At 52.4% G+C, this 23976-nt stretch carries 21 protein-coding genes; 4 read left to right on the top strand and 17 right to left on the bottom strand.

Annotation, left to right across the window (positions count from 1 at the left end; translation table 11 throughout):
* Positions 1-98: 98 nt before the first annotated feature.
* From atpA to KYK14_RS05105, 7 genes are all read right to left on the bottom strand, one after another.
* Complete coding sequence (gene atpA / locus KYK14_RS05135) at positions 99-1682, bottom strand: F0F1 ATP synthase subunit alpha (RefSeq protein ID WP_208308996.1); 1584 nt, start codon at positions 1680-1682, stop codon at positions 99-101.
* A 3-nt stretch (positions 1683-1685) separates the two neighbouring features.
* The gene (gene atpH, locus KYK14_RS05130; protein WP_219157539.1) at positions 1686-2246 is read right to left on the bottom strand and encodes an ATP synthase F1 subunit delta; all 561 of its coding nucleotides are present in this window, start codon (positions 2244-2246) and stop codon (positions 1686-1688) included.
* Positions 2247-2333: 87 nt separating this feature from the next.
* A complete protein-coding gene (locus KYK14_RS05125; RefSeq protein WP_185282241.1) occupies positions 2334-2828 on the bottom strand; it encodes a F0F1 ATP synthase subunit B in 495 nt (164 codons plus the stop codon).
* Positions 2829-3015: 187 nt separating this feature from the next.
* Positions 3016-3282, bottom strand: coding sequence for an ATP synthase F0 subunit C (gene atpE / locus KYK14_RS05120; RefSeq protein WP_185282240.1), 267 nt, complete (start codon positions 3280-3282; stop codon positions 3016-3018).
* Between the two features lie 54 nt (positions 3283-3336).
* Positions 3337-4392 (bottom strand): F0F1 ATP synthase subunit A, encoded by a 1056-nt coding sequence (gene atpB, locus KYK14_RS05115; protein ID WP_219157536.1) that lies wholly within the window; start codon positions 4390-4392, stop codon positions 3337-3339.
* A 33-nt stretch (positions 4393-4425) separates the two neighbouring features.
* Positions 4426-4833: a hypothetical protein gene (locus tag KYK14_RS05110; RefSeq protein ID WP_219157533.1), complete on the bottom strand. Its 408-nt coding sequence runs from the start codon at positions 4831-4833 to the stop codon at positions 4426-4428.
* Positions 4834-4859: 26 nt separating this feature from the next.
* Positions 4860-5099, bottom strand: a complete 240-nt coding sequence (locus KYK14_RS05105) for an AtpZ/AtpI family protein (protein ID WP_208309000.1) — start codon at positions 5097-5099, stop codon at positions 4860-4862.
* A 209-nt stretch (positions 5100-5308) separates the two neighbouring features.
* Here KYK14_RS05105 and porW point away from each other — a divergent pair, with 209 nt between their 5' ends.
* The 3 genes from porW (at position 5309) to uvrC (ending at position 12717) form a co-directional block, all read left to right on the top strand.
* The gene (gene porW / locus KYK14_RS05100) at positions 5309-8296 is read left to right on the top strand and encodes a type IX secretion system periplasmic lipoprotein PorW/SprE (protein WP_219157530.1); all 2988 of its coding nucleotides are present in this window, start codon (positions 5309-5311) and stop codon (positions 8294-8296) included.
* Positions 8297-8425: 129 nt separating this feature from the next.
* Complete coding sequence (locus KYK14_RS05095) at positions 8426-10765, top strand: penicillin-binding protein 1A (protein ID WP_219157527.1); 2340 nt, start codon at positions 8426-8428, stop codon at positions 10763-10765.
* Between the two features lie 137 nt (positions 10766-10902).
* Positions 10903-12717, top strand: a complete 1815-nt coding sequence (uvrC, locus tag KYK14_RS05090; protein WP_219157524.1) for an excinuclease ABC subunit UvrC — start codon at positions 10903-10905, stop codon at positions 12715-12717.
* 122 nt (positions 12718-12839) lie between these two features.
* Here the strand turns inward: uvrC and porN are convergent, their stop codons facing one another.
* The 10 genes from porN to lipB form a co-directional block, all read right to left on the bottom strand.
* On the bottom strand, positions 12840-13793 hold the full coding sequence (gene porN, locus KYK14_RS05085) for a type IX secretion system ring subunit PorN/GldN (protein ID WP_185282233.1): 954 nt from the start codon (positions 13791-13793) through the stop codon (positions 12840-12842).
* Between the two features lie 47 nt (positions 13794-13840).
* Positions 13841-15427, bottom strand: coding sequence for a type IX secretion system motor protein PorM/GldM (gene porM / locus KYK14_RS05080; RefSeq protein WP_219157522.1), 1587 nt, complete (start codon positions 15425-15427; stop codon positions 13841-13843).
* A 61-nt stretch (positions 15428-15488) separates the two neighbouring features.
* On the bottom strand, positions 15489-16304 hold the full coding sequence (gene porL / locus KYK14_RS05075; RefSeq protein WP_246601692.1) for a type IX secretion system motor protein PorL/GldL: 816 nt from the start codon (positions 16302-16304) through the stop codon (positions 15489-15491).
* 91 nt (positions 16305-16395) lie between these two features.
* Complete coding sequence (gene porK, locus KYK14_RS05070) at positions 16396-17403, bottom strand: T9SS ring complex lipoprotein PorK/GldK (RefSeq protein WP_185282231.1); 1008 nt, start codon at positions 17401-17403, stop codon at positions 16396-16398.
* Between the two features lie 236 nt (positions 17404-17639).
* Complete coding sequence (locus tag KYK14_RS05065) at positions 17640-18647, bottom strand: PorP/SprF family type IX secretion system membrane protein (RefSeq protein WP_219157519.1); 1008 nt, start codon at positions 18645-18647, stop codon at positions 17640-17642.
* Positions 18648-18906: 259 nt separating this feature from the next.
* A complete protein-coding gene (locus KYK14_RS05060) occupies positions 18907-19719 on the bottom strand; it encodes a uroporphyrinogen-III synthase (protein WP_219157516.1) in 813 nt (270 codons plus the stop codon).
* Between the two features lie 69 nt (positions 19720-19788).
* A complete protein-coding gene (locus tag KYK14_RS05055; protein ID WP_219157513.1) occupies positions 19789-20988 on the bottom strand; it encodes a DUF4271 domain-containing protein in 1200 nt (399 codons plus the stop codon).
* A gap of 29 nt (positions 20989-21017) precedes the next feature.
* On the bottom strand, positions 21018-22094 hold the full coding sequence (locus tag KYK14_RS05050) for an MraY family glycosyltransferase (RefSeq protein ID WP_243900257.1): 1077 nt from the start codon (positions 22092-22094) through the stop codon (positions 21018-21020).
* Between the two features lie 47 nt (positions 22095-22141).
* Positions 22142-22558: a hypothetical protein gene (locus tag KYK14_RS05045; protein WP_208307542.1), complete on the bottom strand. Its 417-nt coding sequence runs from the start codon at positions 22556-22558 to the stop codon at positions 22142-22144.
* 36 nt (positions 22559-22594) lie between these two features.
* Complete coding sequence (lipB, locus tag KYK14_RS05040) at positions 22595-23395, bottom strand: lipoyl(octanoyl) transferase LipB (protein ID WP_219157510.1); 801 nt, start codon at positions 23393-23395, stop codon at positions 22595-22597.
* A 176-nt stretch (positions 23396-23571) separates the two neighbouring features.
* Between lipB and KYK14_RS05035 the strand changes: the two genes are divergently transcribed.
* Entirely contained in the window at positions 23572-23931 is a 360-nt protein-coding gene (locus tag KYK14_RS05035) for a YraN family protein (protein WP_243900258.1), read from the top strand.
* Positions 23932-23976: the final 45 nt, after the last annotated feature.

The following is a 23976-nucleotide window of genomic DNA, read 5'->3' as shown; positions in this document are numbered from 1 at the left end:
ATTATGAATTAAGAGTTAGGAATCAAGAATTATTTGGTTGAGCTGATTAGCATTACCACACAATTCTTAATTCCTACTTCCTACTTCCTAATTTATAATTACTTCGAAGCGTATACTGCCGACAGGTCGCGGGCTACCTGACGAATGGCGTTGGTCACGCTGTCGTCGAGTTTACCGGCTTTCAGGGCTTGCAGAGCCTCAGGGTGACGCGTGGTCATCACCTGCACGAACTCCTTCTCGAACTCACGCACCTTGTTTACAGGTACTTGGTCGAGCAGACCGTTGGTAGCAGCGTAAATAACGGCTACCTGATCTTCCACGCGCTGGGGCGAGAACTGTGGCTGCTTCAGGATTTCGAGGTTGCGGCGGCCGCGCTCGATGGTGAGCTTGGTCGAAGCGTCAAGGTCGGAACCGAATTTGGCGAAGGCTTCCAGCTCGCGGAACTGTGCCTGGTCTAGCTTCAGCGTACCAGCTACCTTCTTCATCGACTTGATCTGGGCGTTACCCCCTACCCGCGATACCGAGATACCCACGTTGATAGCCGGGCGAACGCCCGAGTTGAACAAGTTGGTTTCAAGGAAGATCTGGCCATCCGTAATCGAAATTACGTTGGTCGGGATGTAGGCCGACACGTCGCCTGCCTGCGTTTCGATGAGCGGCAGAGCCGTCAGCGAGCCACCACCTTTGGCGATGTGCTTGATGCTGTCGGGCAGGTCGTTCATGTCGCGGGCAATTACGTCGGAAGCGTTGATCTTCGCAGCGCGCTCCAGCAAGCGGCTGTGCAGGTAGAATACGTCACCAGGGTAGGCTTCGCGTCCGGGAGGACGACGCAGCAACAGCGACACCTCACGGTAAGCTACAGCTTGCTTCGACAAGTCATCATATACTACCAGTGCGGGACGGCCCGTATCGCGGAAGAACTCGCCGATGGCGGCACCCGTGAAGGGAGCGTAGAACTGCATAGGAGCTGGGTCCGAAGCCGAAGCTGACACCACCACCGTGTAGTCCATAGCACCACCGCGTTGCAGGGCGTTTACTACCTGTGCTACCGTAGAAGCTTTCTGACCTACGGCTACGTAGATGCAGAATACTGGCTCACCGCGGTCGTAGAACTCACGCTGGTTCAGGATGGTGTCAATGGCTACCGTCGACTTACCTGTCTGACGGTCACCAATGATCAACTCACGCTGGCCACGGCCAATCGGAATCATAGCGTCGATAGCCTTGATACCGGTTTGCAGGGGCTCGTTTACAGGCTGACGGTAGATAACGCCAGGCGCTTTGCGCTCCAGCGGCATCTCGTAGGTTTCACCTGTGATGGGGCCGCGGCCGTCGATGGGCTGACCCAATGTGTTTACCACGCGGCCAATGATGCCCTCGCCTACCTGAATAGCGGCAATTTTATTGGTACGGCGTACTGTAGCACCTTCCCGGATATCGGAGTAGTCGCCGAGCATTACGGCACCTACGTTGTCCTCTTCCAAGTTCAGTACTAGGGCTTGCAGGCCGTTTTCAAATTCGAGTAGCTCCCCCGACTGGGCTTTGCCCAGCCCGTAGATGCGGGCTACACCGTCGCCTACCTGCAAAACCGTTCCGACTTCTTCGAGTTCGGCTTCGGTCTTAAAGTTCGACAACTGCTCCCGCAGAATAGCGGATACTTCATCCGGACGTACTTCTGCCATGACTTATAGTTGGGATTGGTAGGGGTTCTTAGAAAATTCGGTCCGCAGCTTTTGCAGGCGGTAGCGCACGGAGTCGTCGATGAGCTGGTCGCCTACCCGCAGCACGAAGCCACCAATAAGGGCCGGGTCTACTTTTTCCGTTAGCTGCACCTCTTGCGAGCCGGTTTGCTGCTGCACCAAGGTGTTCATGCGGGTGCGCAGTTCTGCTGTGAGCGGCGTGGCCGTGGTTACCTCGGCTACCTGCACACTCTTCAACACATTATATTGATGAATGAATTCCGGCCCAATGTATTCCAGAGCGCTTTCACGGTTTTTCTGGGTGATGATGGACAGAAACTTCATCGTCAAATCCGAGACTTTGCTTCCGAAAACAGCTTTCAGAATAGCCAGTTTCTTATCGTGGTTCACGATAGGGTTGCGGAGTAGCAGGCGCAGGTCGCGGCTTTCGTCCAGCGTTTGGCTGAACAGATCCATATCAGCCTTCACGGCCGCCAGATTGCCCTGCTCTTCTGCCAGATCCAGCAGCGACTTAGCGTATCGGGAAGCAACTCGTTGTTCAGACATTTTTTTTAGCTGATAGCTGATGGCTGATGGCTAGTAGCTCTTGTCGTGCTTGTAGAAGCCAACAGCTAACCGCCACTCGCGAACAGCTTAGTTAAGCTTTACTTCTTTCAGGTAAGAATCGACCAGCTGCTGCTGGGCAGGAGCGTCGGTTAGCTCGCGGCGCAGAATGCGCTCGGCCACGTCAATCGACAACTGAGCGGCGGTGTTTTTCACCTCGGCCAGCGCCATGTTCTTTTCCTGTTGGATAGCTTCGCGGGCTTGCGTAATCATGCGGTTGCCTTCTTCAGTCGCCTTATTCTTGGCTTCCTCGATGTGCTGGGTAGCAACGGCTGAGGCTTCCTTCAGAATACGGTCGCGCTCCAAGCGGGCTTCGGCCAACAGCTTTTCGTTGCTGGCTTTCAGCTGTTGCATTTCCAGCTTGGCCTGGTCGGCCATGCGCAGCGCGTTTTCAATCGAGGTTTCGCGCTCCTTCAGCGAGCTGAGGATGGGGCGCCAGGCAAACTTGGCGAGCAGGAACAGTACGATGAGGAAAATCACCGTCTGCCAGAAAATCAGGCCTAATTCGGGGGTTACGAGATTCATGGGAGGGTCGTCAGTCAGCGATACATCGTACTGCGTAAGCAAAAAACAGGTAGGTAGGTACAGTGAGAAAGAAGCGGCATCTTACGCAACGCCACCTTTCGATAACTCCCTACCTGAAAGCTGAATCAGCCCGCTACGCCGTGCGCCGAAGCGAAGCGCAGCGGGCTGCTCCATCTACTGCTCTACCTTATTGGGGCGACAGGTTGAGGGAAATCAGCAAGCAAACTACCACTGCGAACAGGGCCAGACCTTCAATCAGGGCGGCTACGATCAGCATAGCAGTTTGGATCTTGCCCGAAGCCTCCGGCTGACGGCCGATGGCTTCCATTGCCTGACCACCAATACGGCCAATACCCAGACCAGCGCCCAGGGCTACCAGACCAGCACCGATACCGGCACCGAATACAGCCAGACCAACCGAATTGGCAACCTGCAACAACAAAGAGAGAAGCATAATAAAAGAGGTTTGTGGGGAGTGTGAAAACAAAAAAAGAGGGGTGGTGAAACCTTAGTGAGCGGCCGTGGGAGCAATATGGTCGCCCTCCATCTGGTAGTCCGCCTCGTCGTGGTGATGCTCTTCTACCGCGCCGCCAATGTACATGGCCGTGAGCAGGGTGAAGATGTAGGCTTGCAGAATAGCTACCAGCAATTCCAAAATATTAATGAACAGACCGAAGGCCAACGAAGCAGGGCTGATAGCCAGGCTACGGAAAATGAAAATCAAGCTAATAAAGCTCAGCGTTACGATGTGGCCGGCCGTCATGTTGGCAAACAAACGAACCATCAACGAGAACGGCTTCACTACAACCCCAATCAATTCCACCGGAATCATGATGATGAGCAGCGGCTTGGGTACGCCAGGGGTAGCAAAAATGTGCGCCCAGTAATTTTTATTACTGCTGAACAAGGTGATGAGCAGCGTCATGGCGGCCAGCGTGAACGTCACAGCAATGTTGCCGGTGAGGTTGGCGGCGCCCGGCGTGAGGCCCAGCAGGTTATTAAACCAGATAAAGAAGAACACCGTGAGCAGGTAGGGCATGTACTTCTCATACTTCGGCCCGATAGATTTCTTGGCTACTTCATCCCGTACGAAGATGATGATGGGCTCGAAGAACGACTGCAAGCCGCGTGGTGCTTGGCCGTGGCGCTTTTTGAAGCCATTGCCGACGCTAATAAAGAGAATCAGCATCAACACGCTGCTCAGCAATAGGGCGAAGGCATTCTTCGTTAAGGAGAAGTCGTACACTTTACCACCGTCTTCCGCCACCAAGTGCTCGTGCTCCAGCTTCAGGCCGTTGTAGGTTTCGCCTTCGGCCAAGTGCTTCGACGAAAACACCTCTACACTTTTGCCGGGTTGGAAGGCAATAATGGGCAGATAGGTGGTAAAATGGTTGTTGTCGGTGGAAAACCAGTGCCACTCGTGCGAATCGCCGATGTGGTGCAGAATCATCTCGCCCGGCTTGAAGGCTTCCGAGTCTGAAGCCTCTGTCATGGTATCGGCTGTGTGCTGCGCGAAGACGGGAAGCGAGAGAATCCAGAAGAGAGCTATAAATAAACGCTTCATTCAGAAAGGCTTAGTGATGGGTTCACAAAAACTTCATGTAATAGTTACACCCCGTTTTGAAAACGGGCGCAAGTTACTCAGAACAGTCCAGACTTCAAATCCGGCGAAGAGAAAATAGAGGATAAAAAAGGCGCCAAGGAAGGTCCAACGGGCGTCTCCTTCGCGTGCGCCACCCTTATAGAGGTAGATCAACACCAAGCCCAACGACAAAAGCAGCCGCAAAACCATGGACCCGAAGTAGGCCGCCATGAAGTTATCGGGGCTGATACGCACCAGACGTAGGGTAATCCAGTACGTGATGATGGTAATAAGTATGAAGAAACCGAAGATATAACCTGCTAAGGGGTGCACAAGGGTAGTACCGTACTGCGTATGCAGGGCATATAGCACGGCACCAATGAGCAAGGAGAAAATCAACAGCTGGCGAAAAAACTGTAGCATATATGTTTCTGTGTACGCGAAGAACGCTACTCGTCGTGGGTGACAGAACGAATTACCTGATACATGGCGCCAATTACTCCTACGAGCACAAAGGCCACGGTCCACCACGGTTTTTTGGTGTGCAGGTAGTCGTCCAGCTTTATCCCGATGAATGTGAACACCCCAATAATACCCAGCATCTGAAAGCCTAGCCCTGAATACTTGGCCAGCGCACGCAAGCGGTTGTTGCTATCAAAATCTGGCTCGGAAGGGGTAGGAACGGCCATAAAAGAGGCATTGGGGGTGCGAAAGTATTGATTTTCGGCGTACTACCTTTCTTTCTACGCAAACTCCGGCTTGCGCGTCGGCCGTTTGCCCCGGAAAATCCCGTAATTTTACCGGTCTGACGGCGTTGTGTAGAAATCCCGCGCAACATGGCCGAACAAATTGGCCGACGGCGTGCGTTTTACCTGCTCCATACCGCGTCTACCTGCCTGTGCCTTTGATTACTCTGCTACCTTTCCGTCTGCTCTCTGTCCTGGCTGGCTGCTTGCTACTGGGCGTATTTCTCACGGCTTGTTCTTCCGAGAACCGCTCGCTGGTTGGTCATGCCTATGACAATGTGGTAGCTCGCGACAACGCGTATTTTCTGGCGCGGGAGAAAATGCGCGCCGTGGAGGCAGACCTCTATAAAGCTCGCGTAAACGACTACAACCACGTCCTGTCGTTGTTTCCTACCCTCGACGAAGCCACGGCTACTCGCCTGGCGGCCGACCTCGACGATATCATCAAGAAAGCCTCCCTACCCATCCAGCACCGCCCCGGCAGCGACTGGACCGACGACGCCTACCTGCTAGTGGGCAAGGCGCGCTTTTATAAGATGGAGTACGAGGATGCGGTCAAAACCTTCCGCTTCATCAACACCACCAGCTCAGATATTAACACCCGCCACGCCGCTCTCATCTGGCTGATGCGCTCGTTTATGGCGATGAAGGAATACGAAAGCGCCGCCGCGGTTTCCTCTATTCTGGAGCGGGAGGAAGGTACGCCGGTAAATGCTAAGGACTTGTTTCTGACCCGCGCCGAGTATTATTTGGCGATGAACGAGCCGCAACGGGCCATTGACAACTTGGAGCGAGCGGTGCCGCTGGTAGAGCCCAAGAATGAGCAGTCGCGCACGCGCTACATTTTGGCGCAGCTGTATCAGCAGGCCGGAGAAGACAAGAAAGCTTACGCCGAACTGAATCAGATTCTAAAGCGCAACCCGCCCTACGAGCTGGATTTCTACTCCAAATTGCTGTTGGGCCAGGTGTCGAATTTGGGTCAGGAAGATCGGACGCGTTTAAATAAATACTTCGCGAAGCTGCTCCGCAATCCGAATAATAAGGAGTACCGCGACAAGATTTACTACGAGATGGCGCGCCTGGAATACCGCCAGCAACGCTACCCCGAGGCTTTGACGCTTCTGCGTCAATCGGCTAGAGCCGGTGGTAGCAACCGTGCGCAAAAAGGCTACACTCAGTTGCTAGCCGGGCGTATTTATTACGACAACCTACAGAAATATCGTGCTGCCGCGGCCTACTATGATAGTGCTGTGCAAGCGATGCCCCGCGAGGTGCCCGAGTACGCCGTAACGGCTGAGCGTAGCGAAGTGCTGCAACAGTTTGCCCAGCAGATTACGATTGTGGAAACGCAGGACAGCCTGCAAGCCCTGGCGAAACTGGCGCCAGCTGAGTTGGATACGCGCTTGAATGCCTACGCTCAAGCTGAGTTAGATACACGCCGCGAGGCGGAAATACGCGCCAAACAAGCCGCAGACGCACAAAGCCGCCTACAGACAGCTACGGGCGTGAGTGCGGCCCGCTCCGGCAACGTGGGCACCGACCCCGATTTGTTTGCCAGTACCAGCACCGGCGCCGCCTGGTATTTCGATAACCCTACCTCCATGAGCACGGCCCGCGCCGACTTCTTGCGGAAGTGGGGTAATAGACCACTTCAGGACAACTGGCGCATCGTAACGCAGGCCAGCAACTCGCCTGTGAACGATCAGAACGGCGGGACACCCGTGACGGCCATAGCAGCCGGCAGTGAGAATATTGTAAACGGTGCCCAATTGGGCTCCACGCCAGCCGCCGCACCTACCCCAGAAGCCCAATTGCAAACGCTGGTAGCGCAGTATCGCCAAAGCATTCCGCTTACGGAGCCGCAGTTGCAAACCTCGCAGCTCCAGGTGGAGGAAGCACTGTTTGCGCTGGGGGCTATCTATCGTCTTCAGCTGCAAGAGCCCGCCCGCGCCATCGAAACCTACGAGCAATTATTAACGCGTTTTCCGGCCACAAAGCACGCCCCGCAAGTATATTATAGTCTCTACTTATTATATAAGGATCAGAATAACCCGCGGGCTGAAGTATACGCGCAGAAGTTGCGGGGGCAGTTTCCCAACTCGTCGTATGCCAAACTGGTGGCCGATCCGGAGTATCTGCGGCGCGTATCCGTTGCCAATGAGAAGATGGGGGTGCAGCTGGATTCGGCCTTCGCGCAGTATAAGCGGCAGGATTTTACACAAGCATCCGCTACTCTGACGCAGGCCCGACAGCAATACCCCGACACCGACCTCAACGACCGGGCGGCTTACTTGAATACCCTGCTTACCATCCGGACCCAAACGCCTCCTACGGCCAAGGCAGCTGTAGAAAAATTCATTAAGGAGTACCCGGATAGTCCGTTGGTGAGTGAGGCCACTACGTTGCAGGCATCTTACCAGAAATACGAGGCTGGGCAGTTGCCAGGCGCACTGGCCAGCACGCAGAAACCCATCGTATCCAACTTCCGGCCGGGTGAAGTAGACACTCGCCCGCGAGCTTACTACCAAGCTCCTGTACCCGCAACGCCAATAGAGGTGTATCGCCCGGAGCTCCCAGCGGCCTCACCATCGCGCGAGGCAGTGCCTACTCCTGGCGCCGCTCCTACCCCACCAGCAAGTACTGCCGCTCCGACTACTGCACCATTATCGTCGGTGCCAGCGCCTAGACAGACGCCTACTCCAGCTGCCGTGTCGCCGGCGCCAACTGGTACTGCCCCCGCACCTGCGGCAGCGGAGCCTGCCAAATCGGCTACCCCCTATACCGCAGCGCCTACCTCAGCGCACACCGTAGCGTTGGTTTTCTCGTCAGATGCCCCCCTGCTGGCGGAACTGCCCAAGCAGTTGGAAGCTTATAATGGCCGTTTCTACCGGGCGAAGAACTTATCGGTGCAAACTGAGGCGCTCGGAGATGCGCAAGTTTTGGTAGTCGTGGGCAGCCTCCCTACCCTGAAGGAAGCACAGAGCTATGCACTTAAGTTGCGCGGACCTCAGTCGCCGCTAAGCCGATTGCGGGGCGCGGGCTACCAAACCGTTGTGATTAGTACGGAGAACCTGCTGCTGCTACGTCAAACCAAGAACCTGGATGAATACCAGCAATTCTACGATAACAATTTCCGCTAATTTTGGGTGAAGTATTGATGGAAGCCCCACCGCCGCTGTTAGCAACATTTTTGGTTATAAATCAGATTATTAGGTTGGACAACTTTTCATTTATTACTTCATTTCTACTTCTTAACTACCAATTCTCCCATGGCCTATCCTGCCACGAAGAATAAACCCTCCTCGCGCAAACCTCAGCGAAGCCACCGCTTCCAGGGCATCACCCGGACGCTGTGGGTGCTGTTTGGGGGCGGGCTGGCGCTGTTCGTTCTGTACGTCTGGGCTGTCAGCGTCAACTTTCTGAACCTGTTTGGGCGTATGCCTAATCTGAAAACGCTGGAAAACCCAAAAAGCGAGCTGGCTTCCGAAATCTATTCGGCCGATGGCGCGCTGATGGGTAAATACTTCCGCGAAAACCGCACGCCCGCCGAGTACAAGGACTTACCTCAAAACCTGATCGACGCTCTGATTGCCACCGAAGACGTGCGCTTCGAGGCCCACTCGGGTATCGACTTGAAAGCAATGGGCCGGGTGGCTAGCGGCATCCTGACGGGTAGCAAAGGCGGAGGTGGCTCTACTCTCACGCAGCAGTTGGCCAAGCTGTTGTTCCGTACACGGGAGGACCTGAACGACGGCCTGCTGAATGACACCAAAGGCTTGCGCGTACTCATTGTGAAGACCAAAGAGTGGATTATGGCCGTGCGCCTGGAGCGCAACTACACCAAGCGCGAAATCCTGCGCATGTACCTCAACCAAGCCGAGTTTGGCTCGAATGCCTTCGGTATCAACGTAGCCGCCAAGACGTTCTTTAATAAGAAGCCTAAAGACCTGAAATTAGAAGAATCAGCCTTGCTGGCGGGTTTGGTAAACGGGCCATCGTGGTTTAATCCCGTTCGTAACCCAGAGCGTTCCAAGCGCCGCCGTGATTGGGTGCTGGGCCAGATGCAGAAGTATGGCTACATCTCGGAGCCCGAGTATTCAAAGGCCGTTGCCACCAACATCAAGCTCAACTACAGCGTCGAGAATCAGAACAAAGGGATTGCGCCCTACTTCCGCACCGAGCTAGGCAAGCTTCTGCTACAATGGGCCCGCGAAACCGACCACGACCTCTATGCCGACGGCCTGAAGATTTACACGACTATCGACTCGCGTATGCAGAAGTACGCCGAGCAAGCCGTGGCCGAGCACATGAAGCAGCAGCAAAAGCTGTTTGACCGGGTGTGGAAGGGCCAGCAGCCTTGGCGCGATGAGAACGGCCGCGTGATTCCAAATTTCCTGCAAACCGCCATCAAGCGTACGGGCCGCTACCGCTCGCTCAACAACCGCTTCGATGGCAATAAGGACTCCATCAACTACTATCTGCGCAAGAAGTACAAGATGACGGTCTTCACGTGGCAAGGCGAAAAGGAAGTGACGATGTCGCCGATGGACTCACTGGCGTACTACAAGCGTTTCCTACAAACCGGATTCATGGCCATGAACCCGCTGAATGGGCAGATCCGGGCGTGGGTAGGCGGCAACGATTTCCGCTACTTCAAGTACGACCACGTAAAGCAGGGCATGCGCCAGCCGGGTTCTACCTTCAAGCCCTTTGTGTATCTGGCAGCCATCGACCAGGGCTACTCGCCCTGCTACCAAGTGGCCGACGTACCCGTAACGTTTCCTGCCGAGGCGGGCCGGCCTAGCTATACGCCCCGAAATTTCGAGGGCAAATACTCTGGCCAGATGTATACGATTCGGCAGGCATTGGCGCGGTCGATGAACTCTATCACGGCCTTTCTGGTGCAAAAGGTAGGCCCGAAAACAGTAGTAGAATATGCCGAACGTTTGGGTATTACTTCTCCTATTGAGGCGGTGCCAGCGGTAGGATTCGGTTCCAGCGACGTGAGCGTATTTGAGCTGTGCGGCGCCTATGGCACCTTCGTGAACAAAGGCGTGTGGACCGCCCCCATGATGGTGACGCGCATCGAGGATAAAAATGGCAATACGCTGATTGAATTCGTGCCGCAAACCCGCACGCCTATCAGCGAAGAAACGGCCTACCTGATGACCTACTTGCTGCAAGCTTCTACCACAGAGCGCGGCGGCACCAGCACCATTCTGAAAACTGGCTTCAAATTCCCCTACGAAATGGGCGCCAAGACTGGCACCACCAGTAACTATTCCGATGGCTGGTTCATGGGCATCACGCCCGACTTGGTGTGCGGCATGTGGGTAGGCGGCGAGGACCGTAGCATTCACTTCCGCTCCGGCCGCGACGGCCAGGGTGCCCGCATGGCCCTACCCCTCTATGGCTTGTTTATGAAGAAGGTGTATGCCGACAATAAGAACATCGGCATTAGCACCGGTCCGTTTCCGAAGCCAGCAAAGCCGCTGACTGTGGAAATTGATTGCAGCCGCTACTACGGCGCTGGTCAGCGCGACACCATCCCAGACGACCAGAAGCTCAACCAAGTGAAACTAGAAGATATCCGCAATCAGGATATTTAGGGCATCTTTTCATAAAAAACAGCAAATGGCGGTGATAAACACTCGCCATTTGCTGTTTCTATAGGCCACAGTTTCTTACTGAATCTCCTGTTCCTACCAGTGCGTACGCACTAGGAACTTCCGACTTACTCTACCCTATGGCTGCCAACGCCCACCTGCAAGAACAGATTCGCCATTTGCCCCATCGTCCTGGTATTTATAAATACTTTGATGATGAGGGCATTATCTACGTTGGCAAGGCGGTAGATATACGCAAGCGCGTAAGCAGCTATTTCACCAAGCAGGATCATAACAAAAAGACCCAGCAACTGGTCAAGAACATCAAGCGCATCGAGTTCACCATTGTGGACAATGAGTCGGAAGCTTTCTTGTTAGAGAACAACCTCATCAAGCAGCATCAGCCCAAGTACAACATCCTACTGAAAGATGGCAAGACGTATCCCTACCTACTGCTGACCAACGAGCGGTTTCCGCGCCTCATCCCAACCCGCAACAAGAAGCCCGGCGATGGTCGCTATTACGGCCCCTACGCCAACCTCACAGCCATGAACGTGATACTAGAGCTAATCAGAGCGTTGTATCCGTTGCGGACTTGCACCTATAACCTGTCGCCTCAAAATATAGAAGCTGGTAAGTTTAAAGTTTGCTTAGAGTATCATCTTGGCAACTGCAAAGGGCCATGCGAGGGCTTGCAGGATGAAGAAACGTACAATCAATACATTGCACAGATTCGGAATATTCTGAACGGTAACCTGACGGTAGCGCGGGCCTACTTCCGGGAGAAAATGACCGCCGCCGCTCAGGATCAGCAGTATGAGCTAGCGCATCAGTTCAAGCAAAAGTTGGATAAGCTGGAAGAATTCCAGGCCAAATCAACAGTTGTCAACGCGTCGCTGTCAAACATCGACGTATTCAGCATTGCGTCCAACGAAAAATCAGCGTTTATCAACTACCTCAAAGTGATGAACGGCTCTATCATCTTAACGCAGTCGTTGGAGGTAGTGAAGAAGCTGGATGAGTCGGACGCGGATATCCTGGCGCCCTTGGTCATGCAGATGCGCGAGGAGTTCGAGAGCCAATCAAAGGAAGTCTTGACCAACGTACCCCTACCCGATCTGCCCCTACCCGGCGTAACAGTGGCTCAGCCACAGATCGGTGACAAGCGCAAGCTCTTAGAGCTAAGCCTCAAAAATGTGCTGTACCTGCGCAAGGAGAAGGAAAGCATGAACGACCGCTCCAAAGACTTGAACGAGGTACGGATCATGGAAACTATTAAGAAGGACTTGCGCCTCACGGAGTTACCCAAACACATTGAGTGCTTCGACAACTCCAATTTCCAGGGCGATAACCCGGTGGCTGCGATGGTGTGTTTCCGTAATGCCCGCCCTAGCAAGAAGGATTACCGTCATTACCATATTAAGACGGTGATTGGCCCCAACGACTTCGATTCGATGTACGAAGTCGTAACGCGCCGCTACCGTCGCCTTGTAGACGAAGGTGCCAGCCTACCCCAGCTGGTTATCGTAGATGGGGGCAAGGGCCAGCTTAGCATGGCTGTGAAAGCGCTGAAAGATCTAAACCTATGGGGCCAAATGGCTGTCATTGGTATTGCTAAGCGCTTGGAAGAAATTTACGTACCCAACGACCCCCTACCCCTTTACATCGATAAAAAAAGCGAAAGCCTACGCCTGTTCCAACGAATGCGCGATGAGGTACACCGCTTTGGCATTACCTTCCATCGTAGCCGCCGCGACGCTGCTACCCTTAAAACAGAGCTAACAGATGTGAAAGGCCTAGGTCCTGTTACAGCTGATAAGCTTCTCTCCAAATTCAAGTCTGTTAAAAAGATTAAGGAGCTTACTGAGTTGGAATTAGTGGCAGAAGTAGGAAAAGCCAAAGCTAAAGTATTACTCAATTACTTTGCTGACCAAGAATCTGCTGCATTGGAATAGCCTTTTGCGTAAAAATTTATAAATAAAAAGCCTCAACCAATTATTGGTTGAGGCTTTTTATTTATAAGCGGATCAGTTACTAAATCTGTGTAATCCGCTAAAATCCGAGTTAATCTGTGGTCTTAGAAGCTCCACAGGTTGTACTCATACTCGATCAAATCAGCGGCAGCTTGTTGCGAAGCCAGGATACCTTGCTGCTGACCACCGTAGATTTCGTCGAGGCGTGCGTTGTTTGGGTTCGACACTCGCACGATGTACGAATTGAACAGCCACAACTCAAACGCGTCTGCCAAGTTCTTGTGCTGTGCGTCGTTCTGAGGGTTAAACCAGATGGCGCTAGTAGGATTGTTACGGAACACCCGAACCAAGTCGCTGTACTTGAACGTGCCAATGGGCTTCTCAATACCCGAAGCGTTGGAAGGCAGCGTAGAAGGCACTACCAGCGTGAGGGATTTGATGTCGTGATACATCCGCGACCGTTTCTTGTCGAAGATCATATCTTCTTTCAATTCCATTTGGTACAAGTCCTTAGGACGATACTCATAGCTAGGTGGCGCAGCCGGCTTTGGAGGAGCAGCAGCTACCTTTTTAGTAGTAGCTCCTTTTTTACCCTTGGCAGTGGACTTTTTCGCTGGAGCACCCCAACCATCGCCACCACCGCTGCTGCTACCCCAACCGTCGTCACTTCCGCCGCCTAAGTCAGCATCTGTGAAACCGGCAGCTTTCTCAGCATCAGTTAGGCCTTGTGTTTCTTCTACATAAGAAGCATTGGCCTGTACTTGGGCTGGTGTTAGCGTCCGAGTCAGCGAGTCATTAGCATAAGCTTGCAACTCACCGCGCTTCACGGCATCCAGTATAATGCGGCTGATTTCTTTACCCTCGGCAAACATTGGCTTATTCTGCTTTTCCCGTAGGTCAACAGCGCGCCAGATAGTTTTGCTGAACATGATATCCGAATTCGGAATCGGACGGTACGAGCCATTGCTGCTCGCGGTAGTAGCTTGTTCCTGTGCCGAAGCTGCTACCGACAGCGTGAGGCCTGCTGCCAGAGCAGCCAAAGAGAGAATCTTGTTCATACCGTAGTAATCAGTAAATCGCCGCGTTTCGTTCAGTTAAGCAATGCTTAGATCAGCGGAATATTGAACTGTTTGCCCATGTTTACGTCTTCCTGCTGGCCTTGGAAGTTCATACGCTTCACTTCCTTCACTTGAATGTATAGACGGTCGCCAGGCTTAGCAGTGTTTACTACATCGCTCAAGTTAGCATCGGGACCACTGATAGTGCGAGAAGGCATTACAGGACGTGGACCACGTACCAATGTTACTTCATAGCTAGTTACCCGGTAACGGGCGTCTTCAGGTAGGAAGTTGGCAAAGCTGGCATCCGGGATAGCACGCAGCGATAGGTTACGCACGGCAGTAATTGGAGTACCCTGCTTTTCGTTAGCCTCACGGCCACCTACTACGCATTTGATATCAGGCTTCGGAACTGGACGCACCTGGAAGGTTTGCGAACCGATAGCGTTACCGCTGCTGCTTACGTTCAGAGTCACTTCCCGCGAGTTAGGCACCAGCATCACTTCACCCGTTTTCGAACCAGGGATAGAGGCAGCACCCGAGGCAGAGAAGCTAGGCTTGTATTGAGCACCCAAAGCAGGAACCTGTACGCTTAGCTTGTTGCCACACTTGAAGTACAAAGCTTGTACCGAAGCCGATTGAATCTGCATTACTGGCTTAGTAACAGTATATGGAACCGTTACTTTGAAAGTTGTGTCGCGACCATTCTGGTTGAAGCGAATCGTACCTGACCACTGCTTTTTGGCGTTACCAGCTGCATCAAAACCACCAGGGGTAGCCGTGAACTCTACTTTACCGTGACCGTTAGGATCTACTGACAATGGCGAACCATTCAGAGTCATCGTAGGCTTCAGGTTCGAGGCCGAAGCAGTAAGGAAGAGCTCTGCTTTATACTTTGTGCCGGCAGCTACTGTGTTTGACTCTGCACTAGCGAAAGCGCCTACTTTGTCAAATACGATGGTGGTACCACCTACCTTAGCAGCTTGTGCAGCCAAAGCATCCGATTCGTACTTCAATACCTCAGCTTCTTTCTGCGATAGCACAGCTAAAGCAGCTACAAGAGGCGTCTTTTCGAAGTTTAACTCAGCGAAGTCTTTCGTCTTCTGTGCTGGGTCAGCAGCGGTCAAAGGGTCCTCTTTGGCATCTAGAGCTAGAGGAGTAGCGCCGGGCACGAAACCTTTGATGTAGCTAGAGAACTCATTCAGTTTGCCTTTTAGGGGATAGGCTAAACCGTTTTTGTTCTGGCCCAACATGGCGTTTGCTACCTTATCATTAGCATCCATGTTATTGTACGCATTCTGGCCTTTTTTATTCTCGGTAGCTACTACCAGCTTATCGCGTACATCGTTCAGGTAAGCAACCATTGCTTTGCTGCGTTCCCGAATCTCTTCGCTTTGCTTCAGCACTGCCAAATCGCTGGCTTGGTTGCGGTTCTTTTCAACCTGTGCCTGAATGCCTTTTACGGCATTACCATTTGCTTTCTCAACCTTCTGGTTGATGCCAAACAGCGCATCATCCAAGAATTTGAATTTCAGCAGAATTGCTGAGTCTACTTGCAGGGCTAGAAGTGCAGTCAGTACTAGGTACATCATGCCAATCATCTTCTGCCGTGGAGTTTCTTTTCCTCCCGCCATCTCGTCTTCCTATTAAATGTATAGTGGGGACAGAATTTCTTAAATCTTTCTACTTATCAGCTTAGCTGGTAGCACGCATGGCGTTCAACATGTTGCCATACACACGGTTCAGCGAGGTCAGGTTGGTGGTCAAACCAGTGATTTCCTGCTTGAACTGCTCGGTCTCTTTGCCGGCTTCGGTCAGGTTTTCCATTGCCTGGCTCAGTGTGCCGTAGAACTTATTCATCGATTTCAGGTGCGTGTTGGCATCCTGCAATTCCATTTCGTACACTGCGTTCAGAGCGCCCAGGTTTTTGGTCACGGTTTGTACCTGCGTGTGGTACTCTTTGGCGTCCGAGGTAGCCTCAGCCATAGCCGACATAGCCTGAGCCGTATTAGAATATGCTTCGTTGATGCGCTCCAGCGACTGAGCAGCTCCACGTACTTTCGTGGTGTACTCTTCCGTAGCGTTGGTAGCGTCGCCCAGCGTCGAGAGTTGCTGTGTGGTGGTGCTTAGACGGTTCAAACCAGCGCCCAGCGAGTTGATAGCTTCAGGAGTTACATTTGCATCCTTCAGCATGTCGTCTAATTTGCGGGTTAGGCCAGTGCTGCCGTTGTCAGCAATAGCGTTGGTGCGGAAGCTGGAGTTGCCAGTCGATGGGTCGTAACCTTCGCTCAACTCAGGGTACACCAATGACCAATCAACTTCTTTGGGGTTAGGTTGGAACGCACTTAAGAAGAAAATAACTGCTTCGGTGCCCAGACCTACAATCAGCATCTCGTTAGCGCCGGGTAAGTGTAGAATTTTGAATAGTGCACCAATAATTACGACTGCAGCTCCAATACCGTAGATTTTCGGCATTACACTGTCGAAGAAAAAGTTACCTTTTGCTGCCATTGTTGAAAAGAAGATTGGAAATGATGAGGGGTTGGTGAGGTTAATGCGTCGGCCACCCGGCCTGATTGATTAATTGAAAGCGAAGTTTGAGTTAGCGAGAGTTGCGGCCAATTTGAATCATGGCGCAACGGAAGCCGATGTAAGAGCGAGCGGAATCTTGGTATTCAAAGTTGCGGGTACCCGTTTCGAGGAAGTAAGCAATGTCTTTCCAAGATCCACCACGTACCACTTTGCGAGGCTCGTTGTCGTCGGGGTTGGTAGGGTTCATATCCCACACTACCGGTACCGAAGCTTCCATGTATGCATCATCGCACCACTCGGCCACGTTACCCGACATGTCATATAGACCAAAGTCATTCGGGAAAAAGGCGCCTACTGGGGCCGTGTAAGCATAACCATCAGAAGCATAGTCGCCGCGGCCGGGCTTAAAGTTGGCCAGCATGCAGCCGTGCGAATTGCGTAGGTAAGGACCACCCCAAGGGTAGGTGGCTAAGTCACGTCCGCCGCGGGAGGCATATTCCCACTCCGCCTCAGAGGGCAAACGGAAGTTAGGCATAGGTGCCAGACCAGACTCTTCGTTGGCGGCGTTCTTGTTCTTGGTGCGCCAGTTGCAGAAATACTTGGCGGCAAACCAGTCTACCCCCACTACTGGATAATCGTCGAATGCTGGGTGAGTATAGTAATACTCCATCAGCGGGTCGCCCATGTGATACGTGAAGTCGCGTACCCATACGGTAGTATCGGGATACAGCTCCGTCATCACATACTCTTCACCCAACACATCAATGGAATCCTGACGGATAGCATTCATGAACTGGCGGTACTCGTTGTTGGTGATTTCTGTTTCATCCATGTAGAAGCCGGCGATGGTCACCTGCTTGTTCATGTTCACCATAGAGGCCGAAATGTCCTGATCAGTCTGGCCCATGTGGAACGTACCACCGGGGCAGGGCACCATGCCAAAAGGAACCTCCTGTGGGTTATACTCAGGGCGGTCCTCCGCCCCTACTAGGTCGCCCTGCGGTCCTTTGCCAAAGCCACAGCCCCCCAGAAACAATGCCGAGAAGGCAACCAGAGGCAGTAGAAGTAACTTGTTCATGAGGTAGGTGTAGAAAAGGCTGATTGGGCGGCAATACCCAAAGATTACAATTTTATGGAACGGCAAATTTACTCATTGAAGCGTACGCGCACAAGCCTTTCCTCTGACGCGTTGAAAAGACCGCGAGAAGTGCAACATTCGGTGAAACAGGAGGATAGCTCCTCAAGGTTCCCTACGGTTATCCTCTTCGTCTTTCTTACTCACCTGAACCGCGAAAACCCTGCCAGATATGAAGGCTAAAAACTGTAACGCGGCGTACGTACTGCTGGACGCGTAAAAATTCCGGGCTTGGGTAGGCGATACGATAACATCAATTCGACAGAGCTCAACGCCCTTGCATCTTGGTTAAATGCAATAAGGTCATAAGCTAATCCAACGCGTGCAGCGTTATCTTTTCCAAAACTGAATCCTACCAAGCCAGTAATGGATTCATCGTAGCGATAACCAATGCCAGCCCAATACCGGTCATTGACTGTAGCACGAACACCAGCTTCGTAAGAATTATTTTTGAAATTAAATTTATCGTTGTTTCCGAACTTACCCGGCAGCACCATTTTCATGAGTACGGTGGGCGTTACCACAACGGATGAAGATGCCTCAATATTGTAGCCAGCAGTCAGGTACGAATGATTTTCATTCAGATACCGAGCCGTTTCAGAAAGCTCCGCAGTAGGATCTACTGGTCGCGCTAGGTAGCGGTACCCATTTGCCCGCAGTAGGTTGTTTACGCTTACACCCACATAAAATTTAGGCGCTTCATACCATACTCCAGCGCCTAGGTCAAACTTTGCGTCAGAGCCTTCTATGGGCACTCTCGGGTCGTTTAGATCGACGGGTCGGTAACCGCCCTGGCCTACGTGATTGTAGATACCCTGAACGCCAATTCCCAGTCTGGCTTCGCCAATTTTGAAATGCTTGGAATAAGAGAGTTGGGCGTTCGTAGTTTTCAACACTGCTACTACATCTCGGTATACCTGAATACCGATACCCCCACCCAAAGCAGGCACCGGCAACGAGGCCGAAAGCAAGTATGTTTGGGGCGAACCACCATCATCAAAACTACCACTGTAGCCAAGGTATTGGTAGCGACCCAACGCTGTAATTTCTCCTTGCCCTTTGATGCCTGCATAAGCAGGATTCAAGTAAAGGCCAACAAACGGATAGTGCGTAAAATTAGGCTGTTGCTGGGCAAAGGCAGTACCAGCGCAGGTGGATAAAAAACCGGCAAGTAAAATTCGCTTCATATAGCAACAGATTTAACGGAGCGTATGCCATAACAGGCTACACAAGTACGTTTTCAAATGTAGAAAAAAAACTCGGTCGCGTCTTTACGTTAAAACGCTCTGCTGTCAGATTAAGTGTCTATCTAGCCTTATGTTTTTGCCTGCTTAAATACACTTCCGAGACTGATTCGGTTACCATTTTGCATCGGTAAAACAGAAACCCCCTTCTCCAACGACCAATTGCTGGAAAAGGGGGCTAATACTATTCTGTTTCTTGCTTTTATTTGCTGCTTTTGAGGGCAGCAACAGCTTCGGCATTTCGACGAATATACTCTTCAATAGCACCCGTCATAGAGGGCGCATTGGGCATAGGAGCTTCAATATCCAACTCTAAACCTGCATCGCGAACGGCTTTTGCTGTGGTAGGACCGAATGCCGCAATGCGCGTACCATCCTGTACGAAGTCGGGGAAGTTAACAAAGAGGGAACTGATGCCGGAGGGGCTGAAAAAAGCTAGGCAATCATACTTCACGTCGCTCAGATCCGACAGGTCGCTGGCAACAGTACGGTAGATGACCGCCTCCGTGAACTTGTAGTTGTTGGCCCGCATGAACTCCGGAATATCATCTTTGCGAATGTCAGAGCATGGGTACAAGAACTTTTCGCTTTTGTGCTTCTTGATGACTTCGAACAAATCAGATGCGGTACGAAGTCCAACAAATAGTTTCCGTTTCCGCAACACAATGTACTTCTGCAAATAGTTAGCTGTTTGCTCTGAAATGCAGAAATACTTCATTTCGGCAGGCATCTCAATTTTGGCTTCCTGGCAAATACGAAAAAAATGGTCGACGGCATTGCGGCTGGTGAAGATGATAGCCGTATGGTCGAGGATGTTTACTTTTTCCTTGCGAAAGTCTTTATATGAGACAGGGTCAACCTGTATGAACTCGCGAAAATCAACTTTAATACCATACTTCTCCGCAATGGTAAAATAGGGTGATATGTCCCCGGTGGGCTTAGGCTGCGTAACGAGGATGCTAGCAATGCTTTTGGCATGCCGGCCCGTTCCCGGTTGGTCTTTGCTTTCGGCCATAGGTAATCGAGTAAATCTAGCGCAAAAGGAGGGTTATGAATAATGCTTCACACCCGCAACAGCGCGGTATTAGTAAGTAAAAACGATTATTTTAAGCAGAATGATGAGTGGAATCACTTCCGTGGCGCAAAGGTACGAAAACAAATGCAGATTCAGTAATGACGCCCGCCGATGTAACGTGCGGGCTATACGAAATACAGAGCCTAGTAACAGTAAGGAAACCACACCATTAGACACCCATAGTACTGTCTCGGGCAGGGTCTGATTGAGGCCTAAATAGAGTAGCATAACAAGGGGCAGGAATAATCCCATAAAGAGAATTGTGCGGATAAATTCCCGATACTGGACTATTACCAAGGACGTGACATCAAAGATGTAGCCCATCAACTCAAGAAAAAGGTACTTTCCTAATACGAAGGCCGCAATGAGGCTGGTGTAGAACAACACCCGCAGTACAATAGCCGACTCAGGCACGGCAAACAAGCGCCGTAGAATGACGATGCTCTGGATGTTGGTATGGATGGCAACAAGCAGCAGCGCAAAGGAGAGCGAGAAAATCAGAACGAGTAGGATATTGAGCCAGGTGATGGTAGGCTTCACCAAAAAGTCGGGCTCGTTGTTACCGCGGCGCCACAGCTGCTCAAACTGATAGATACGAGCAAAACCTGGTTGGTAGGAAGCTCGCAGGCCACCGTATAGCAGCCCAATCAGCAGCAAAAAGCCGATAAACACAGTCTGCCCCTGGTGGCCACGAGGACGCGGAAGCACCCTAGCTACAGTGGAGGCCGGCTTGCCAGAAGCCGCTGCTACCTCCGGAATAGCATTCGCAAACGATGATAGATTGGGTACCGCATCGGCATGCCAGACACAGAGTAGATGTTGACCAGCCGGCGCAGAAGCTGGTAGGAAGGTAGCCAGATCCAGCGTGTAGGAGGCGGCGGCCGGTGAGGTGAAAATTAACTGGTTGTCCAGAAATAAGCACTCATTCTGACGAGCCACAAACGTGATGGGTAGGGGTCTGCTAGGACGCAGATTCACCCACTGATAATACGCATGCGCCGGCGCGTGATAGCCGGGTAGGTACAGCGTCAGCCGGTTTCGAGACGCATTGTAAATCAGCCAATCGTTTGACAAGCCGCTTTTGGCGGATGGGGGCAATGGCCGATACTCAGCTGCACGGACGCCGCTGGGTAGGGTCAGCCAGCAGAGCAGCCATACCAACACCCAGCGCCAGTGGTGGCGTGTAGCAATTGAGTAGTTGGTCATCATAATCTCTGGCGAACTTGCTTGCTGTACTACTATGACGCTACTCGACGCTGTACACCCCGCCGGCTGTGGTATACGCCCAGAAAAACGCTCAACAATACCGAGAAAGCCACTAATGCTAGTATTAATAGAGTATTGCCTAGAGCGGAGAAGTTGATGACAAACAGAATCACTACTAGATTAAGCAGCCCTAGCAGTAGCACTGTACTTATCTGCTGAAAGCCCATAGCCAGAATACGGTGATGCACGTGGTTCTTATCGGGTGAGAAGGGTGAACGGCCCGCCAGCATCCGAATAATAAAGACGCGCAGAGTATCGAACAACGGAACAAACAAAATTCCTACCGCTACCGATGGCGACGAAGCGCCAAATGGCTGTCCCGTGGTAGCGCCCATCTCAACAAACTGAATGGTGAGTACTGACACGATAAATCCACACACCAAGGAACCAGTATCGCCCATGAAAATACTGGCGCGGTGGAAGTTATAACGTAGGAAACCGATAATACCACCTATCAGGCAGATAGCAACATAAGCGTAGTTTCCGTAAGAAGGGCCACCATAGCGTAGAAAGTAGTAACCAAACGTAGCGGAGATGATGCTTACAATGGTACCCGCCAGGCCATCGAGCCCATCAATCAGGTTGATGGCATTGGTGATGCCTACAATGGCCACGAATGTGATGGCATAGCTGACACCCATAGGTAGCTCGTGAATACCAAAGATGCCCTGGAAGCTGGTAATGCGGATTTCTATATCAGGCATCACCATAATGATACCAGTGGCCAATAGCTGCCCGATAAATTTTTTAGTGACAGAAATCGTCACCAAGTCATCCTTCAGTCCTACAAAAAACAGCACGATGCAACCCGCCAGCAGTTGTTGAATACCATTTTCCAGAGGCGCAAAAATGGTAAGCGCCGACATGAAGCCTGCAAAGATGGCTACCCCGCCCAAACGGGGGGTAAGTGACTCATGCACGGTACGCACGTTGGGCGTGTCGAGCATGTTTTTTAGGTGGGCGATGTAGATAATGGACGGCACGGCAAACAGCGCCACCAAAAACGACCACAGAGCCGACAGGACCAGTTTTACTCCGAGAACGGGCATCGTAAAGTCAAGATCAAAGGGGGTGGGTGGAATCGGGCAAGATCGGATTAACTGTGCAGCACGCCTTCCTGCTCGAGCAGCGCAATGTGCGTCAGGTTGGCGGGCACAATAGAATCGGGAACGAAAATGAATTTCTTGTCGAAAATCTGTGCCCCGCGGTAGTAGCTGAGCCAGTATTGATTGTTGAGGTGAAACAGGGCCGGGTCGATGGGTTCGATGGGAACGGCGCTGCGGGGCTCTACCTCCGGCAAGGCATGACGTAGGGTGGAGGTACGCACTGGCTCGCCCTGCGCATCAGTACCGTAGCCATTAGAACTTACGATAACGTTGCTGAGCGGAAAGGAATTGTAGTTCAACAAGTAGACCAGCCAACCGGGTTTGCCGTCTTCCACAACCGCGTCTTGGCTGGGCACTATGGCAATAGAAACGCCTTCTACCGGATCAAAGGAAATATCTTCTTTCATAGGTAATCAGTGGATAAAATGGACGCTCTATCGCAGCTATTCTTGCGTCAGCGTAGCTCCCAACAAGGTTGCCAAATGCGGTACCAAGCGGTCCGCAACCTCAGCCAAAGGCACATCATGGCCCAACTCCTGCTCCATCGAGGTTACAGCTTTGTCGTCGATGCCGCAGGGGATGATATGACCAAAATAATCAAGGTCAGTATTGACGTTGAGCGCGAAGCCATGCATCGTTACCCAACGGCTGCACTTGACGCCCATTGCACAAATCTTGCGCGGGTTGGGGGCGCCTTCCTCCCAGTCGAGCCAGACGCCGGTGAGGCCGGCAATGCGCCCGGCGGAGAGACCAAAGTCGGCCAGGGTGAGGATAACGGCTTCTTCCAGCACGCGCAGGTAGCGGTGAATGTCGGTGAAGAAATTATCGAGGTCGAGGTTGGGGTAGCCTACCAGCTGGCCGGGGCCGTGGTAGGTGATGTCGCCGCCGCGGTTGATGCGGTGAAACGTGGCACCGTGGTGCGCCAGGCCTGCTTCATCCAGTAACAGGTGCTCAGGTTTGCCGCTCTTACCCAGTGTATACACGTGCGGATGCTCGCAGAGCAACAGGTAGTTGGGGGTAGGCGCAGGGGCTTCCCCTCGCTCGATGGCGTCGCGGTTCTGCTTTTTGCGCTCCAAGGTATCGGCTAGTAGGCTTTCCTGATAGGCCCAAGCCTCTTCATAGGGCTGCACGCCCAAATGACGCACATGTAGCGCACGATTTTGGTGGGGCGTAGCAGTAGGCGTAGCACTGAACACCGAACTAGTCGGAGCCGATGTACTGCAAGAAGTAAGCAATGTGTCCATCCTAATTGAAAACTGCGGTGTACAAAAAGCAAGCCGCGCTGGCTAGTAATTACATCCTCTCGGCCTGCCAATAACAGCTACCTACAATCCCGGTGACGGGTCGGTGCACAAACCACTTCAAAGGTACTAGATTTAGCACCAACCCCATCCGTGCTGCCCCCCTACCCTACCCCCGTATGATGACTCCCGCGCACCAACTCGGCCAAGCCGGCGAAGATGCCGCCGCCGCGCACCTCACGGCGCAAGGGTATACCGTTGTGCAACGCAACTACCGTTACCGCCGTGCCGAAATCGACTTAATTGCCACGCTGGACGACGAGTTGCTGGTATTCGTGGAGGTGAAGGCGCGCTCTACCTCACAGTTCGGCTACCCCGAGGCGTTCGTGACGGAGCGCAAACGGCAATTGTTTCGCCTGGCCGCCGAGCAGGTACAGGAAGAACTGAACTGGCACGGCGACATTCGCTTCGACGTTTTGGCCGTAACGCCCGTAGCTGCTGGCTTCCGGGTAGAGCACTTTGAGGATGCGTTTTATTGAGACCAGGGACTTCACAATAGTGTGTCATCCTGAGCTTGCGAAGGA

The organism is Hymenobacter profundi, assembly GCF_019334315.1.
GTDB classification, from domain to species: domain Bacteria; phylum Bacteroidota; class Bacteroidia; order Cytophagales; family Hymenobacteraceae; genus Hymenobacter; species Hymenobacter profundi.
Note: the sequence above shows the minus strand (reverse complement) of the source record. Positions and strands in the feature narration are given on the sequence as shown.

What these genes read in the sequence shown, in the direction of transcription:
- atpA (WP_208308996.1), bottom strand. Translation starts at nt 1,682, where the DNA reads ATGGCAGAAGTACGTCCGGATGAAGTATCCGCTATTCTGCGGGAGCAG.
- KYK14_RS05045 (WP_208307542.1), bottom strand. Translation starts at nt 22,558, where the DNA reads ATGAAAGAAGATATTTCCTTTGATCCGGTAGAAGGCGTTTCTATTGCC.
- porK (WP_185282231.1), bottom strand. Translation starts at nt 17,403, where the DNA reads ATGAACAAGTTACTTCTACTGCCTCTGGTTGCCTTCTCGGCATTGTTT.
- KYK14_RS05050 (WP_243900257.1), bottom strand. Translation starts at nt 22,094, where the DNA reads ATGCCCGTTCTCGGAGTAAAACTGGTCCTGTCGGCTCTGTGGTCGTTT.
- KYK14_RS05055 (WP_219157513.1), bottom strand. Translation starts at nt 20,988, where the DNA reads ATGATGACCAACTACTCAATTGCTACACGCCACCACTGGCGCTGGGTG.
- porN (WP_185282233.1), bottom strand. Translation starts at nt 13,793, where the DNA reads ATGAACAAGATTCTCTCTTTGGCTGCTCTGGCAGCAGGCCTCACGCTG.
- atpB (WP_219157536.1), bottom strand. Translation starts at nt 4,392, where the DNA reads ATGAAGCGTTTATTTATAGCTCTCTTCTGGATTCTCTCGCTTCCCGTC.
- atpH (WP_219157539.1), bottom strand. Translation starts at nt 2,246, where the DNA reads ATGTCTGAACAACGAGTTGCTTCCCGATACGCTAAGTCGCTGCTGGAT.
- atpE (WP_185282240.1), bottom strand. Translation starts at nt 3,282, where the DNA reads ATGCTTCTCTCTTTGTTGTTGCAGGTTGCCAATTCGGTTGGTCTGGCT.
- lipB (WP_219157510.1), bottom strand. Translation starts at nt 23,395, where the DNA reads ATGGACACATTGCTTACTTCTTGCAGTACATCGGCTCCGACTAGTTCG.
- porM (WP_219157522.1), bottom strand. Translation starts at nt 15,427, where the DNA reads ATGGCGGGAGGAAAAGAAACTCCACGGCAGAAGATGATTGGCATGATG.
- KYK14_RS05125 (WP_185282241.1), bottom strand. Translation starts at nt 2,828, where the DNA reads ATGAATCTCGTAACCCCCGAATTAGGCCTGATTTTCTGGCAGACGGTG.
- KYK14_RS05060 (WP_219157516.1), bottom strand. Translation starts at nt 19,719, where the DNA reads ATGGCCGAAAGCAAAGACCAACCGGGAACGGGCCGGCATGCCAAAAGC.
- KYK14_RS05065 (WP_219157519.1), bottom strand. Translation starts at nt 18,647, where the DNA reads ATGAAGCGAATTTTACTTGCCGGTTTTTTATCCACCTGCGCTGGTACT.
- porL (WP_246601692.1), bottom strand. Translation starts at nt 16,304, where the DNA reads ATGGCAGCAAAAGGTAACTTTTTCTTCGACAGTGTAATGCCGAAAATC.
- KYK14_RS05035 (WP_243900258.1), top strand. Translation starts at nt 23,572, where the DNA reads ATGATGACTCCCGCGCACCAACTCGGCCAAGCCGGCGAAGATGCCGCC.
- KYK14_RS05110 (WP_219157533.1), bottom strand. Translation starts at nt 4,833, where the DNA reads ATGCTACAGTTTTTTCGCCAGCTGTTGATTTTCTCCTTGCTCATTGGT.
- uvrC (WP_219157524.1), top strand. Translation starts at nt 10,903, where the DNA reads ATGGCTGCCAACGCCCACCTGCAAGAACAGATTCGCCATTTGCCCCAT.
- KYK14_RS05095 (WP_219157527.1), top strand. Translation starts at nt 8,426, where the DNA reads ATGGCCTATCCTGCCACGAAGAATAAACCCTCCTCGCGCAAACCTCAG.
- KYK14_RS05105 (WP_208309000.1), bottom strand. Translation starts at nt 5,099, where the DNA reads ATGGCCGTTCCTACCCCTTCCGAGCCAGATTTTGATAGCAACAACCGC.